The sequence below is a fragment of the Microbulbifer maximicatervae (SeqCode) genome, assembly GCF_056231245.1.
On the sequence record NZ_CP174334.1, the window covers coordinates 1,337,628 to 1,353,456 of the forward strand.

Consider the following 15,829-nt stretch of genomic DNA (forward strand, 5'->3'; position numbering starts at 1 on the left):
AAAAATAAGGGATAGTAGAGAAAAGTAATGGATATAAATTTACCTCTGATTCTGCTGTGGTTGGTTGTGATTAGTGGCGGAATCTGGTTAGTTGACAGCCTGTTTTTCGCCCGTCAACGCAAGAAGAATGTCGGGGACCAGCAAGAAGATCCGATCGTTGTCGAGTACGCGAAGTCTTTCTTCCCGATTCTGGCGATCGTATTTGTTCTGCGCTCTTTTATTGTCGAGCCCTTCCAGATTCCTTCAGGTTCAATGATTCCAACATTGGAAGTCGGGGATTTTATTCTGGTCAACAAGTATGCCTATGGTGTGCGCTTGCCAGTGTCCCGAACCAAGGTAATGGATGTGGGTGAGCCCAAGCGCGGCGATGTCATGGTGTTCTTTCCGCCCCACAATAACGATACCTACTACATCAAGCGGGTGATTGGATTACCCGGTGACAAGATAGAACTGAAGAACAATGTGCTCTATGTCAACGGTGAGATGGCTCGCCAAGAACTGATCCGGGCTATCCCGCCGAGTAATCCGCAAACAGAAGTCATGTGGGAAGATCTCGATGGCTATCGCCATGAGATGCAGAAAAGTGTCCGTCCCCGGCAGTACAGTAACTTTAGTGGTGTAGTGCCGGAAGGGCATTATTTTATGATGGGCGATAACCGCGATAACAGCCTCGATAGCCGGGAGTGGGGCTTTGTCCCAGAGAAGGATATCGTCGGCAAAGCTTTCGCCATTTGGATGCACTGGGACAAGTTGCTCAGTTTGCCCAGCTTTAAGCGTGTAGGCTCAATCCAATAAAGAAACCAGCCGGGCGTTAGCCCGGTTATTTATAAAGGATAGAGGGCATAGTTATGGGTAGTAAACTCAACCTTTCACTGCAGCAGCAGCGCGGTATGAGCTACTGGGGTTGGCTGCTGATTATCGCGATGTTGGGATTTGCTTTGACCTGTGTGTCCAAGATGGCACCGGCCTACGTAGATGCTCGTTACGTTAACGAAGGGCTAAAAACCCTCGGTCAAAACCCAAACCTGGAAGATATGACCACGGGTCAGATTAAAAAAGAGCTGAGCCGTTTTTTCCTGGTAAACAATGTGCGCGGAGAGCCTACTAAATCTGTGCAGGTAGTTCGCGGCGCAAAGGGATCTGTGGTGAGCATCAACTACGAACTGCGCCAGCCACTGATATACAACGTGGATGTTGTGATGAAGTTTAATAAACAGCTCGACACTGCGAAGCCGGAGCTTTGCTGTGATGCGCTGATCGATCTGGAGCAATTCCGCAAACGTGACTGATCTTTTATTGGAACGCCTTTGCAAGCGCCTCGGCCATGATTTTGATCAGGCCGAGCTGCTTGAGTTGGCTCTTACTCACCGATCCCATGGGAGTCGTAATAATGAGCGCCTGGAGTTTCTCGGCGACTCGATACTCGGGTTCACTATCGGCGCGGCACTTTACGAGCAGTTCCCCAACGGGCGCGAGGGGCAGTTGAGCCGCTTGAGGGCACAATTGGTTAGCGGTGAAACCCTGGCAAAACTTGCCCGGGAGTTGGAAATTGGCGATTGCCTGCGCCTCGGTGAAGGTGAAATGAAGAGTGGCGGCTTTCGTCGGGCATCGATTCTGGCCGATGCCGTAGAGGCTCTTATTGGGGCCATCTATCTGGATGCCGGTTTGGAGGCTGCGCGCGCCCGGGTACTTGAGTGGTTTGCATTGCGCTTGCAGGGCCTATCATTAGAGACTGTGAAGGATCCCAAAACCCGCTTGCAGGAGTGGCTGCAGGCGCGTAAAAAACCTCTGCCGGAATATAAAGTCGTAGATGTCTCTGGCGCTGAACACGCCCAGCATTTTGTAGTGGAGTGCCGTGTCAGTGGCCTTACACAGCCCGTAAAAGGCGAAGCCAGCAGTCGCCGTAATGCTGAAAAGACTGCGGCGGTGGAAGCTTATAAGCTCCTCACCGGGCAGGACTAACCTTACAATAGAAACGACGCGCCGGATCCATTTCCCGCATCGTAATGACAGCCTCCTGTATCATTGGGGGCGCTTCTGGCTCCGGGGATTCCCGGAGACCTCCAACTCTTTCGGAGAAATTTCTTGAGCGAACAACCTTCTCGCTGTGGCTATGTCGCGATTGTCGGCCGCCCCAATGTGGGAAAATCCACACTGTTGAACCACCTGCTGGGGCAGAAACTCGCGATTACTTCGCGCAAGCCGCAGACCACCCGCCACAATATGCTCGGTATTAAAACCGAAGGTCCAAACCAGATTATTTTTGTCGATACTCCGGGTTTGCACTCCGATCAAGAAAAAGCGATTAACCGCTATATGAACCGAGCTGCCGCCAGTGCTGCGCGGGACGTGGATGTAGTGGTGTTTGTTGTAGAGCGCACTCGTTGGAGTGAGGCAGACCAGTTGGTGGCAGATAAGCTGCGCGGTATTAAATGCCCATTAATTATCGCCGTGAACAAGGTGGATCAGCTTGAGGATAAAGCTGATCTACTGCCCCAGCTACAAGCCCTGGCTGAGGAGCATCCAAAAGCTGAAATTGTTCCCATATCAGCCTTGCGCAACGTAAATCTGGATACTCTGGAAGAGGTTATTCTGAAGCACTTGCCTGAGGGGCAGCATTTCTTCCCCGAAGATCAAGTGACTGACCGCAGCTCGCGCTTTCTCGCAGCAGAAATTGTTCGCGAAAAGATTATGCGTCAATTGGGTGCCGAGGTTCCCTACCAAGTTACTGTGGAGGTAGAGGAGTTTGCCCAAGAGGGTAAGGTCTTGCATATCAGCGCTGCTATTTTGGTTGAGCGGGCAGGCCAAAAACGTATCATCATTGGAAATAAGGGCGAGCGAATCAAGCAGATTGGCAGCCAGGCTAGAGAAGATATGGAGCGCTTGTTTGATAGCAAGATAATGCTCAATTTGTGGGTGAAGGTGAAATCTGGCTGGTCTGATGATGAGCGGGCTCTGCGCAGTCTCGGTTATAGAGACGAGTAATCATCAGGGTAATTTCCCCTGAACCTATGAAAACGCCTCAACCGCCTCAACCCGCGTATATCCTCCATTCGCGGCCCTACAAAGACTCCAGCTTGATCCTGGAGCTTTTCACTCCCGATTACGGTCGACTGGGCTGTGTCGCCCGTGGGGCCCGCCGTGACAAGCAACGCCGCCAACAAGCGTTGCAGCCCTTCACCCCGTTGCTTGTCACATTGATGGGAGCGGGTTCACTTAAAACGCTCGGTCCAGTCGAAAATGTTGGTGTACCACTATGGCTCAAGAGCCGAGCGGTTTATGCGGGCCTTTATGCCAATGAATTGATGGTAAGGCTCCTTCCCGAGGGCGAGGCGCATTACACGCTGTTTGCAGCTTATCAGAGCCTGCTGGAATCTCTGTCTCAGCTGGAGGGACTCTCCAACGCTGAACTGGAAGGTCCGCTTCGTCGCTTTGAGTTACAACTGCTCCTGGAGCTCGGTACCTGCCCGTCCCTCAATATTAGCGGCCCGCGAGGAGACCCTGTAAGTGAAGATGGGGTTTATCGCCTGGATGATGAGTGGGGTTTAATTCCTGTTCACCGCTCCAAAGATGAGAGTCTGGGAGAGTGTTTTTTTTCAGGTGCCGAACTATTGGGGGTGGACAGCGCTATGAATGGGGGTGGCTGGTCAGGTGAGGCTTTAGCACCTGCAAAGCGTCTTACACGTTTATTGTTGAGGAAAGTATTGGGGGATAAGCCTTTGCAGAGCAGAGAGCTTTTTCGGCAGGTTTACGGAAAAAAATGATTGTTAGTATTGGCACCGATATTTGTAACTACGACCGTATCGAGGTGGCGTGGCAGCGCTTTGGTGATCGCTTTGTTGAGCGTGTTCTTAACAGTGCGGAGAGGAAGGACTTTTATGCTATGGCTAAGCCCATCCGCGCTGCATATCTGTGCAAGCGATTTGCGGCGAAGGAGGCTGTAGCCAAGGCCTTGGGCACTGGGATTGGTGAGGGGATTTCCTGGCAAGACATCGATGTCCGTCGCCGCAAGGGCGCTGCACCGCAGGTGGTGCTGGCGGGCGCAGCTGAGGAGAGGGCCGAAAAACTTGGTGTGGACAGAATCCACCTCAGCCTGTCTGATGAAAAAGACTCGGCCCTGGCATTCGTCGTATTTGAATCCTGCTAGGCAACTACCTCCAGGCCAAAGAGCGCATCCAAGTCCTGTTCAGAGGCCCACTCGCGCAGCGCCCGGATCTCCCTGAGAACAGCATTGAGTTTGCGCTGGTCAAAGGCTTGGGCATCGGAGCCTTGGATAGTGCGCAATGCCTCTTGTAACACGCAAGTTGATTCTCTCAAGCGTGAAACTCCGCAATAGCAGCAGCCACCGTGCATGCGATGAGTGAGTTCGAACATGCCCTTGTAATCCCCAAGGTTGTACAACCTTTCCAGTTCTCTCTCATCTGAACTGAGACCGTCAATCAACATGCGCAGCATGTCCCTGGCCAGCTTGGCATCGCCGTTGGCGAGGGTCAGGCATTCGCCAATGTCTACCAGGCGCATCTCCTCAATCTTCACTTTTTCTGCGGCCTGGGGAGTGATGATCTTAAGCCAGCGCTTGATCATATGGGAGAGCTGGGCCTCGCTAACAGGCTTGCTTAAGTAGTCGTCCAGTCCCGCAGACAGCAGGCGTGCTTTCTCTTCGGCGCCGGCGTGGGCGGTGAGGGCAATGATTGGAGTACGGCGGCCGGTCTCCTGCTCACGAATCAGGCGTGTAGCTTCGATACCATCCATCTCGGGCATTTGAATATCCATAAATACCAGGTCGAAAGCTCCCTGCTGCCAAAGCTGTAGAGCTTCTTCGCCGCTTGCTGCAATAACGACTTCTACATATTGTGCTCGCAGAAGTTCGCCGACCAGTCGGCGGTTTGCCGCGTGGTCATCCACTGCCAGCACACGCGGTGGTGCGGGCCACGGTAGCGCCTGTACCCCGCCACTAACCCGCTGTTGCCCCTGCTGTGGTACTGCTCGTTTCAGGGACCGCAGCAAATTGTCTCGGGTGACGGGTTTGCTAAGGAAAGTGAGAGTGCGGGTGCGCAGTTGGTCGTAGCAGCGACGCAATTCAGCGGGTGGGCCCAGTACGATCACGCGGCACTGATAGGTATCAACCAGCGACTGCACTTTGCTACTGAAATTATCAAAATCACCTTTGGCAGTAGCTGTATCGATAATAACCGCATCCGGTAAGGCATCGTGCCGCCACATTTGCTCGATTGCCGGTTGCAGAGTATCGGTATCGCCGAGTTCTATGGGCTCCACTTGCCATTGGCTGAGTAGCTGAGCTACCTGGGTCCGTGTAACTGGGTTGGGGTCTGCAAGTAAAATTCGGCAGCCAGGATATTGAATACGCGGATACATGCCTCGATTGCGTTCAGCCTGGAGGGAAATTTGCACCCAACAGGTGCTGCCGTCATTGGCTGTTTCTTCAATACCTGTGCAGCCGCTCATCCTCTCAACTAGGCTGCGGGCTATAGACATCCCTAAACCATTTGCGCTGATTTGTTGGGTGAGCTGTGGGGACTTGCTGGTGAGGATGTTCTCAATTTCACGGCGACCAGCCTCGTCTAGACGGTTACCCAGGCCGGTAACCGAAATACGGAGTACAAGTTCTGAGTTATTAATGCTATGTACTGACAAGCGCACGGGGATATTGCCATTTGCCGAGCTGCGCACCGCGTTACCCACCAAGTTTGTAAGTATTTGCTTTATTCGCAACGGGTCTCCGATTAAAGTGGGAGGGAGTTGAGAATCGATCAAGGGCACCAGTTCCAGATGGTGCTCATAGGCGTTTGGGGCCAGTATTTGCAGGGTCTCTTCAAGTAGTAAGCCAAGGTCCATAGGGATATGGTCAAGGACCAGGTTGCCGGACTCAATGCGGGAAAAGTCCAGGATGTCGTTGATGGTAGTCAACAGGTTTTCCGATGAACGTAAAATGGTTTGCAGGTAATCCTGCTGTAGCTCATCAATTCCAGTTTTTAACAACAGGTTGGTAAAACCGATAATTCCATTTAAAGGTGTGCGAATCTCGTGACTGGTATTGGCTAGGAACGTCGATTTAATCCTGCTTGCTTCCTGCGCCCTTTTACGTGCTAAGTCCAGCTCAATATTTTGTTCTTCCATACTGTCCAGGGATTGGCGCAGGTCATCCATAGACTGGAGCAAGTTGGCTTTGTATTCCTGTTGGTAACTGGACAGGTTTTCAGCCATCTCGTTAATTTGGTTTCCCAGTTGAGCGAGTTCTCGATTCTCCGTTTCATGGGTGCGTCGATCAAACTCACCTCTGCCAATCGCCTCCAGAGTATGTCCCATTCTAATCAGGCTGTGAGCAAAGCGCTCAGACATGATGACCGACCAGGCCAGCGCGGCTAGGGTACAGAGAATCAACCCCACCAAGCCTACGAGTAAAACTTGGTAAGTTCCCACCAGGAAATAGGGGCGATGTAGCTCAATACTTATCCAGCAGGTGGTGATATCGCCTTTCAATGGCTGTAAAACCTGAAGGGTCTCATCATCTTCAAAAATAAAGGGTTCGCGCTTGTTAAGGGTGTCTCTGCTAATGGGGGTGCGTGGACGCGGCCCGACACTGGCCAGCAAGCTGAGTCCGGTGCTGGGGTTGAGGGCTAGCTTGGGGCTGGGTTCGGTGGAGTAGACATGAACAGATCTGACCATATCTTTTTCTAGCATAAGCGCCAGCAAACTTTTACGCAGCCATTCCATTCTAAGTTCAGCTGGATGGCCCCCGCTCATCTCAATTAGTTCAGCTAGTTGTTCGGCGCTGGCTCGACCGTGGCTTAATAGCAATTGGCGACGATCGTGCATTTGCTGCAGGGTGAAAACGAGAGCGAGGAGCAAGGACAGAATTAGTGCGGGTGCTACAGTAAGGCGAAATACCAGGGTTCGTAAGGATCGAGGTTGCTCTGGTTCCTCGATTGAGAGAATAGGGTTGCCTGGGGCCATGTTAAGAGGGGCCTTGTACGATTATTTTTCCCTCATTTTACCGTTATGTACATCTGAGCGCACTCATTCACTTATCAGAAAACGCTTCTTTTTTGTCACAATATGCGCGTTTTAGAGGCTCAAAGATTCACCTTGCCAAGATTAGATAGCGCGGCATAGCCATCTGAATAATACCGCTTCAGGTATAACTCCCTTAATAACCTGGGTAGGGAGTAGACCAAAGTAGACGGTATTTAGTGCGTAGTACCGCTTGCTGTACACTTGGATCCCGCGAGATATTTCTGGAATTTATTGCATTATGGATTATCCAACAATTGCTGACTGCGTAGGCAATACCCCGCTGGTTAAACTACAGCGCCTGCCAGGTGATACCAGTAATACTGTTTTGCTCAAGCTGGAAGGCAATAACCCTGCGGGTTCGGTAAAAGACCGCCCGGCACTTTCAATGATCAACCATGCGGAAGCTGCAGGATATATTTCTCCAGGAGATACCCTGATTGAAGCCACCAGCGGTAATACGGGAATTGCCCTGGCAATGGCTGCAGCGATTAAGGGCTATCAAATGATATTGATTATGCCAGACAGTGCTACCGAGGAGCGCAAGGCTTCAATGACAGCTTATGGCGCTGAGTTGATATTGGTTAGCGCTGAAGAAGGTATGGAGGGTGCGCGGGACTTAGCTTTGCAAATGCAAGAGGATAAGAAAGGATTGGTACTGAACCAGTTTGCCAATAGCGATAATCCACTGGCCCACTATGAGGGAACCGGTCTGGAGATTTGGCAGCAGACCTCTGGAACGGTGACTCACTTTGTCTCCTCAATGGGTACAACCGGTACCATTATGGGATGCGGGCGTTACTTGAAGGAGCAAAATCCCGATATTCAAATCGTTGGATTGCAGCCAACTGAAGGCTCCAGTATTCCGGGGATTCGCCGTTGGCCGGAGGCATACTTACCTAAGATTTTTGTTCCTGAGCAAGTGGATATGGTCATGGATATGGACCAGCGAGAAGCTGAGGATATGACTCGCAGGCTGGCGAAAGAAGAGGGTATCTTTTGTGGCGTTTCCTCTGGAGGAGCGGTAGCCGGTGCTTTAAGGCTGTCTGCGCAGCTAGAAAAAGCGACGATTGTTGCAATTGTCTGTGATCGTGGAGATCGTTATTTATCTTCAGGGCTTTTTGCCGCCCCAAAATAGTTCTTACTTTTATTCTCTAATTTATCTTATTTTATTGAACAATGCTGGAAATAAAGTACCTTAATTCCAGTATTGTTCCTGATATCTACTAGCAAAAACGTTGTGAGATTTGCAGCTTTGTAAAGTGATTTCCCAATCAATTTACAATCATCTCTTTTGCCCCTTTTTTTGGGGGGGGGCCGCTAATCCTCTTGCTATATGTGCATTGCCAGTTAAAAAAAGCAATAACTAAGCTGGTAAATACAAAAAACTGATAGTTTGTAAAGTTCGGTAAAGTCTTGTTTTATGTTCACGTAGAGGTGGAGAAATTCACTTTTAAGTAATAGATGTAACCTGTCCACTTCTATCGATTTCCCCAATATCACAATTTTGGTTTTCTATAGGCATTGGTTTTGCAGGTTTACTGTTGGTTAAAAGGTCAACAAGCTGCACAAGACTTATACCCTCCCACTCAAATTGGTACGAAAAACTGCTGAATTTCGCGCAGCTTATTGAAATGTATACAGAAAATCATGGACTTTGGTGAGTTCAAACCTATGATAGAGAAGCGCTTAATCCAGCATGAGCACTGAGTAAATGTGCTGCTAAGCCAGGTAACGACAAAATTATGCCAATAACACAAATGACTCTTGTTAAAACATGGTTCAAGTAAGAAAGCATCATTCCTTTGGTGGAGAAGGTGAACTCGACCTTGAATCCTGGTTGCGCCATGTACAGAAACTCGCGGGCCTGGATGGTTCTGCGATAGTAACTTTGCGGCGCGCAGCTGAGGTGAGTGCCGAAGCAGAACAGCGCGCAATTGAGGCGGAAAATATCTGGGCTGAGGGCGCTAGCAGTTTTGCTACAGGCCTTGAGATGGTTGAGATTCTCGCCGACTTACAAATTGACTCAGAAGCACTTGTCGCGGCGGTGCTGTACCGTGCCGTACGTGAAAAACGCCTGCCACTACAAGCTGTGGAAAAAGAATTTGGTGAGCGAGTTGCCAAGCTGATTCGTGGTGTTTTGCGTATGGCTGCGATTCGCAGTCGCAGCGCAGATACCGGAGAAGAAAGCCCGAGTGGTGCGGTAGAGGAACATTCAGAGAATATCCGGCGTATGCTGGTGGCATTGGTCGACGACGTGCGAGTCGCTTTGATCAAACTCGCTGAGCGTACCTGTGCTATTCGTGCTGCAAAAAACTCAGAGCCGGCTAAACGCCAGAGAGTTGCTCGTGAAGTGGCCGATGTTTATGCACCCCTTGCCCACCGCCTGGGAATTGGTCATATCAAATGGGAATTGGAAGACCTATCATTTCGCTATCTTGAGCCGGAAGATTACAAGCAGATTGCTCGCTTGTTAGATGAGAAAAGACTGGCTCGGCAGCAGTATATCGACGAAGTATTGGAGCTATTGCGCTCTGAACTCGAGCGCGCGCATATCGAAGGTGATGTCTACGGGCGAGCAAAGCATATCTATAGTATCTGGCGGAAAATGCGCCGGAAAAATATCGGCTTCTCCCAGGTTTATGATATTCGCGCAGTACGTATTCTTGTCCCAACTGTAAGGGATTGCTATGCGGTTTTGGGTATAGTGCACAACCTCTGGCGCAACATACCGAATGAATTCGATGATTATATCGCCTCCCCCAAAGAAAACGGTTATCGCTCTCTGCACACGGCTGTAATTGGCCCTGAACGAAAGGTGCTCGAGGTTCAGATACGAACTTTTGCTATGCATGAAGAGGCGGAATACGGTGTTTGTGCTCACTGGCGTTACAAGGGCACTGATCTTAAGAGCGAGAGTAAAGATAGCTACGAGCAAAAAATATCCTGGTTGCGTCAGGTGCTCGATTGGCATGAAGAGGTGGGAGGTAACCCACTACAAGATGATTTGCGCTCCAGTGAGGCAGATTCACGTATTTATGTATTTACCCCCGGCGGTCATGTTGTAGACCTGCCTCGGGGTGCAACACCATTAGATTTTGCCTACAAGATCCATACAGAAATTGGTCACCGTTGTCGCGGGGCTAAAGTAGATGGCCGAATCGTGCCGCTCAACCACCGGTTGGAGACAGCCAATCAGGTTGAAATCCTCACAGGAAAACTCGAAGCGCCGAGTCGCGATTGGCTCTCTTCGGGCATGGCCTATATCACTACCTCCCGTGCCCGAGCCAAGATTATTCACTGGTTTAAGCAGCAGGCTCGGGATCAGAATATCGCCGATGGCCGCAGTATTCTCGACCGGGAATTTAAGCAGCTGGCGCTGAGTGATTTCGATTTCGATAAGTTGGCAGCCAAGCTCAACATGCATTCCCTAGAGGACCTCTATGCGGCAGTGGGTGCCGGTGATATAGGCGTGGGTCAGGTTCTCAACGCAGCCCAGCGAATGGTGAAGGTCGACAATGTGCCTCGGGTACCATCGCTGACGGCTCCAGTTGCCCGGGGAGAAGGCAAGGCAGATGTTTATATCGACGGAGTGGGTAATTTGCTCACCCACATTGCCGGCTGTTGTAACCCCGTTCCAGGCGATGAAATTATGGGATATATCACCCTTGGGCGCGGGGTTTCAATACATCGTAAAGACTGCGCAAATATGTTGCGTATGCAGGTTGAGGAGTCTGAAAGGGTACTCCAGGTAAGTTGGGCGGAAAAACCCCGCGAACTTTACGCCGTTGAAATTATGATCGAAGCCTACGATCGCCAGGGCCTGTTGCGGGATGTCACAGTGATGCTGGACAGTCAGAAAATTAATATTACCGCTATGCAAACCCGCTCTAATAAGAACAAGCATACGGTAGAAATGATCGTGACTGCTGAGATCCACAACTTTGAAGAGTTGAGCCAGGTTTTACATCGGATCAATCAACTGCCCAATGTGGCAGCGGCAAAGCGACGAATTCTGCGCTGAACGCTGAGTAAGGAATAACGTGGAAAATAATTATTCTGTGGAGGACCTCCTCCACTTGATGGCTCAGCTTCGCAGCCCTGAGGGCGGTTGCCCTTGGGACCTGAAACAGGACTTTGCCAGTATTGTCCCCTCTACGATTGAAGAGGCCTATGAGGTAGCAGAGGCTATTGAGCAGGAAGACTTTGAGCACCTGCACGAAGAGCTCGGAGATCTGCTCTTCCAAGTCATTTTTTATGCCCAGTTAGGGCGTGAGAAAGACCACTTTGATTTCCCCCAGATTGTTGACACTTTGGTACGCAAACTAGTGCGCAGGCATCCCCATGTCTTTCCAAGTGGAACCCTCTACGGCGACCGCTCTGCCGAAGCTCTTGATGAAGCTGAAGTAAAGAGGAATTGGGAGGCGATTAAAGAGGCCGAACGCACTGCCAAAGGGGATGCAGGAACCCTGGCAGGAGTAGCTGTGGGTCTTCCGGCTTTGACGCGTGCAGCCAAATTACAGAAGCGCGCCTCCCGTGTCGGTTTTGACTGGCCCAATATTGATGGTGTCCTCGATAAGATTGGGGAAGAGGTTGCAGAGTTGCGGGAGGCCGTGACAAATGGGGATACGGAGCATGCAAAGGAGGAGCTGGGGGATCTGCTTTTCTCTTGTGTGAATGCATCCCGCCACCTGAAGGTTGATCCTGAGGCAGCTTTGCGGGGGTGTAGCAGGAAATTTGAGCGGCGTTTTGGTTATGTTGAGTCCAGTTTACACAGTGAAGGTCGGCAAGTATCAGAGGCAACGCTGGAGGAACTGGACAGACTTTGGGACAAGGCCAAAGTTCAGCGGGAGCCCGGTGCTGATAGCTAGGGATCTTAACAGGCTTACATAGAGCGGAGCTTTAAGCCCCTTTTAGTACTCTGTGGTTTGTATGGATTGTGGGGGTATCGGTAGCAATCTTGCCCAATCTGAGGTGTGAGTGTAAGGTAGCGCTCTTTTAGCGCGGCGGCTTTTGGTTCGTCGATAGTATTGGAGGCTTACTGAACATGCGAATTATTCTCTTGGGCGCGCCGGGAGCCGGCAAGGGCACTCAGGCTCAATTCATAACAGAGAAGTTCGGCATTCCGCAGATCTCCACCGGCGATATGCTTCGCGCTGCGGTGAAGGCGGGTACCCCTCTTGGCCTACAGGCCAAGGATGTTATGGACGCGGGAAAATTGGTTTCTGACGACCTGATCATTGCGTTAGTTAAAGAGCGCATTGCCCAGGAAGACTGCGCTAAAGGGTTCCTGTTCGATGGTTTCCCTCGCACCATTCCTCAGGCTGAAGCCCTTCTGGAAGCCGATGTACATATCGATCATGTTCTGGAGATAGCTGTTGACGATGAAGAAATCGTAAAGCGTCTCTCGGGCCGCCGGGTTCATGAAAACTCTGGTCGCGTCTATCACATCGTATACAACCCGCCCAAGGCTGAGGGTGTCGATGATGTGACTGGCGAGGCACTGATCCAGCGTACAGATGATACTGAAGAAACTGTTCGCAACCGTTTGGCGGTTTATCACGAGCAGACGGCACCGCTGGTAGGCTTCTATCGCGAGCTGGAAGCACGCTCTCCTGAAGCGGCTCCCAAGTACAGCAAGGTAATGGGTGTTGGCGGTATGGATGAGATTCGCGAGAAAGTGTTGGAAGCTCTCAGCTGAGATCATCGCTAACATTTTTTAAAAGCCCCCACTTGGGGGCTTTTTTGTATCTCCAGAAGTGATATAGAGCGAGTTGATCACGGCGGTATTGGCCTGGCAGTATGCGCTCTTCCCTGCCCGATAACTGGCAGGATTTCTTGAAAGGATAAGATTTCTAACGGGGCGGTTTATGTCTACGGCAATAATTTTGATGAATTTAGGTACTCCAGCTGAGCCTACACCTACAGCAGTAAGAAGTTTTTTGCGGGAATTCCTTTCAGATCCGAGGGTTGTCGAGATACCGCGGCCAATCTGGCTGACCATATTGAACTGCTTGGTACTGCCTTTTCGTCCACAACGTATTGCCCCTGCCTATGCGGAAATATGGAATAGCAGTGCAGATGAAACAAAAGTGGAAGGATCGCCGCTTCTCTACTATACGCAGAAGCAAGCAGAGCTGTTGCAGCAGCGTTTAAAAGTAAAAGGTTGCGATGTCGCTGTTGAATATGCCATGACTTATGGTGAGCCCCGCCTCGACAACACCATAGAAACTCTGCGCAAGAAAGGTTTTGAGTCTTTTATAGTGCTTCCCCTATATCCCCAATATTCGGCTACCACAACTGCAGCAATTTATGATCAGGTGGCGCAAATTTTTCGCAATAGTCGCGATATTCCGGATATTTCTCTGATTCGAGATTATTACCAAAATCCCCTCTACATAAAATCCCTGGCCAATTCAGTAAAAGAACACTGGGAAAAAGCAGGGCCAGCGGAAAAATTGTTACTTTCATTTCACGGTATCCCAAAAGCCAATGTTGATAAGGGGGACCCCTATTATCGCCATTGCATGGAAACCGCACGGTTATTAGCGGATGAACTAGAAATCAGTGAGGATAAGTGGCAAGTCACATTTCAATCGCGCTTTGGTAAGGCAGAGTGGTTGCAGCCATACACCGATAAGACCCTTATTGAATGGGGTAAAACAGGAGTTAGTAGTGTCGATGTAATTTGCCCGGCTTTTTCTGCGGATTGCCTGGAAACATTGGAAGAAATTTCGGTAGAGAATCGCGCTAATTTTATTGATGCTGGGGGCAGTGACTACCGATATATTCCCGCATTAAATTTGCGTGAGGATCATATAGAGGCGCTTGCGGGAATTGTGCAAACTAAGCTCAATGGGACAAAATAATTTCTACCAAAGTGCTAAAACGGGACCCAAAAGTGAAAATTGATAAGAAAAATATACTTTTTTTATAAAAAGTTTCTCATTTTTCGCTTTTTTACTTGCAATGCCGGGTATTTTTATTAACTTTGATAAAGTTGTATCGAAATAGGCGGTGCGGCGCTCTGCATAAGTAATAAAAACGGCCGATTCCAGTTTTTATTCGATAGCTAAAAGGCAATGCTGCCGGCACACTTTTGGATGTACTTCTTCTTTCAGTGAGGAGACAAGGGATGGCAAGAGTAGTAAAAAAAGGTACACGCGCGAAACGAGCAACTAGTGCGACCGCAGCGTCGCCAGCGGTCGTGAAAGCGCAGAAGGCGGTAGATTCAGCGACCAAATCGCTGGATGCGCAAATGGACCGTGTTGCTAAGGCTAAGGCTCGAGCGCAGAAAAGTAATGCGGCAACAGCGAAAACTTCGCTGGCCAGTGCCAATAGTAAGGCAAAGGATTTACGCGCCAAGCTGGCAGCGGCAAAGATGGATCTTGCCAAAGCTAAGGCTATGGATGCCGTACATATGGCTGAAGCTGCTGCAAAAGAAAAGGTGGAAAGTCTCTCTAAGAGCCTCTCCAGCAAAGCAGATAAAGAGTTAGCTGCCGCACTCAAGGCATTTGAAACACGCTGGGTAAAAACCAAAGAAAAGGCTCATGCCAAGAAATTGAAGGCTGCTGAGAAGAAGGCTGAAGCTAAGGTTAAAGCAGCTGCAAAGAAAGCTGCCGCTAAAGTTAAAGAGTTAGAGAAGAAGGCTAAAGCCAAATTAAAAGCCGAAACTCAAAAGGCCAAGAAGAAACCTGCAGCCAAGGCCACAGCAGCGAAAAAGCCCGGACGCCCCAAGAAGGCCGCTACAGCGACGGCGAAAAAAGCCGGCCGTCCAAAGAAGGCAACTTCAGCGGCTAAGCCAGCAAAAAGAGTCGGACGACCCAAGAAAGCGACTGCGACAGCAGCTGCTAAGAAGGCTCCAGCCCGTCGCGGCCGTCCACCGAAGGCTGGTGCTGCCCGTCGAGGTCGGCCACCGAAAAAGGCCGCCTAGGGTCATATATATGGGCTCAACGATGTGAACTTTGGCAGGCTCCTCATAAACCCCGGTTAGTCCGGGGTTTTTTAGTTGCGGGTTGCGATATTGGGCATGACTCCCCTCCGCTCCCGTGCCACAATTCCCTCCCTTTTTTATGACCAGGATTAAGAACGCTGTGAAAATACTTGCCCTGGATACAACGTCGGGCGCCTGTTCTGTTGCTCTCATATCTGATGGCCAGCTGATTGAGCGTTTTGTACAGGCAGAGCGCGATCACACTCGTCGCCTTTTGCCAATGGTGGATGACGTTCTCGCAGAAGCCGGCATAAAGCTGGCAGGCCTGGATGCTCTTGCTGTCAGCCGCGGGCCGGGGTCATTTACTGGTCTCCGTATAGCAATTAGTAGTGTGCAGGGGTTGGCTTATGCTGCAGATCTACCAGTGGTTCCGGTTTCCAGCCTCGCAGCCCTAGCACTTGGAGCTCGGCGATCGCACCCGGACTGGGGACAGTCACCGGTCGTGGCAATGCTGGATGCTCGTATGCAACAAGTATATTGGGGGGTTTACTCCAGTGACTCTCCCTGCGATAGCTTGATCCCGGAGGCGGTACAGAACCCGGAGGAGGTTCTGCTGTCTTTAGAGAAATCGGAGATTTGTACTCCGATCTATGGGGCGGGCCCGGGATTACATTATGAGGCTTTTGAAGGGGCGTTATTGGCTGCCGTTGATCAAGCCAGTCTCATTCACGCTCGGGATATAGCGCAGCTGGCAGTACCACTATGGGAGCAGGGTCATACAGTGACCGCTGAAGAGCTTGAGCCTGTTTATTTGCGCAATGAAGTGACTTGGAAGAAAAGACAAAAAATCCGATCTTAATAACA

At 50.4% G+C, this 15,829-nt stretch carries 14 protein-coding genes; 13 read left to right on the forward strand and 1 reads right to left on the reverse strand.

Going from position 1 to position 15,829, the window contains the following annotated elements:
• Positions 1 to 27 precede the first annotated feature (27 nt).
• The 6 genes from lepB to acpS all read left to right on the forward strand — a co-directional run bounded on the left by lepB (position 28) and on the right by acpS (position 4,147).
• Entirely contained in the window at positions 28 to 795 is a 768-nt protein-coding gene (gene lepB, locus ACJJIS_RS05875; RefSeq protein WP_413662745.1) for a signal peptidase I, read from the forward strand.
• A gap of 53 nt (positions 796 to 848) precedes the next feature.
• Positions 849 to 1,289 (forward strand): DUF4845 domain-containing protein, encoded by a 441-nt coding sequence (locus ACJJIS_RS05880; protein WP_475709690.1) that lies wholly within the window; start codon positions 849 to 851, stop codon positions 1,287 to 1,289.
• A complete protein-coding gene (gene rnc / locus ACJJIS_RS05885) occupies positions 1,282 to 1,962 on the forward strand; it encodes a ribonuclease III (protein WP_282931964.1) in 681 nt (226 codons plus the stop codon). Before ACJJIS_RS05880 ends, rnc begins: the two co-directional genes overlap by 8 nt.
• A gap of 123 nt (positions 1,963 to 2,085) precedes the next feature.
• Positions 2,086 to 2,985: a GTPase Era gene (era, locus tag ACJJIS_RS05890; RefSeq protein ID WP_282931965.1), complete on the forward strand. Its 900-nt coding sequence runs from the start codon at positions 2,086 to 2,088 to the stop codon at positions 2,983 to 2,985.
• Positions 2,986 to 3,011: 26 nt separating this feature from the next.
• Entirely contained in the window at positions 3,012 to 3,764 is a 753-nt protein-coding gene (recO, locus tag ACJJIS_RS05895) for a DNA repair protein RecO (RefSeq protein WP_475709691.1), read from the forward strand.
• Entirely contained in the window at positions 3,761 to 4,147 is a 387-nt protein-coding gene (acpS, locus tag ACJJIS_RS05900) for a holo-ACP synthase (protein WP_475709692.1), read from the forward strand. Before recO ends, acpS begins: the two co-directional genes overlap by 4 nt.
• On the opposite strand, the gene ACJJIS_RS05905 is transcribed toward acpS, so the two are convergent.
• Entirely contained in the window at positions 4,144 to 6,975 is a 2,832-nt protein-coding gene (locus ACJJIS_RS05905; protein WP_475709693.1) for a response regulator, read from the reverse strand. The genes acpS and ACJJIS_RS05905 overlap by 4 nt on opposite strands.
• Before the next feature lie 298 nt (positions 6,976 to 7,273).
• On the opposite strand from ACJJIS_RS05905, the gene cysM reads away from it, so the two are divergent.
• From cysM to tsaB, 7 genes are all read left to right on the forward strand, one after another.
• Positions 7,274 to 8,170: a cysteine synthase CysM gene (gene cysM / locus ACJJIS_RS05910; protein ID WP_475709694.1), complete on the forward strand. Its 897-nt coding sequence runs from the start codon at positions 7,274 to 7,276 to the stop codon at positions 8,168 to 8,170.
• Between the two features lie 639 nt (positions 8,171 to 8,809).
• A complete protein-coding gene (relA, locus tag ACJJIS_RS05915; RefSeq protein WP_475709695.1) occupies positions 8,810 to 11,056 on the forward strand; it encodes a GTP diphosphokinase in 2,247 nt (748 codons plus the stop codon).
• 19 nt (positions 11,057 to 11,075) lie between these two features.
• Complete coding sequence (gene mazG, locus ACJJIS_RS05920; RefSeq protein WP_475709696.1) at positions 11,076 to 11,903, forward strand: nucleoside triphosphate pyrophosphohydrolase; 828 nt, start codon at positions 11,076 to 11,078, stop codon at positions 11,901 to 11,903.
• Between the two features lie 176 nt (positions 11,904 to 12,079).
• The gene (gene adk / locus ACJJIS_RS05925; RefSeq protein WP_282931972.1) at positions 12,080 to 12,733 is read left to right on the forward strand and encodes an adenylate kinase; all 654 of its coding nucleotides are present in this window, start codon (positions 12,080 to 12,082) and stop codon (positions 12,731 to 12,733) included.
• Between the two features lie 169 nt (positions 12,734 to 12,902).
• Entirely contained in the window at positions 12,903 to 13,901 is a 999-nt protein-coding gene (gene hemH / locus ACJJIS_RS05930; RefSeq protein ID WP_475709697.1) for a ferrochelatase, read from the forward strand.
• Positions 13,902 to 14,167: 266 nt separating this feature from the next.
• Positions 14,168 to 14,965: a hypothetical protein gene (locus tag ACJJIS_RS05935; RefSeq protein WP_444897997.1), complete on the forward strand. Its 798-nt coding sequence runs from the start codon at positions 14,168 to 14,170 to the stop codon at positions 14,963 to 14,965.
• Between the two features lie 160 nt (positions 14,966 to 15,125).
• Entirely contained in the window at positions 15,126 to 15,824 is a 699-nt protein-coding gene (gene tsaB / locus ACJJIS_RS05940) for a tRNA (adenosine(37)-N6)-threonylcarbamoyltransferase complex dimerization subunit type 1 TsaB (RefSeq protein WP_444897996.1), read from the forward strand.
• The last annotated feature ends 5 nt before the right edge of the window (positions 15,825 to 15,829 follow it).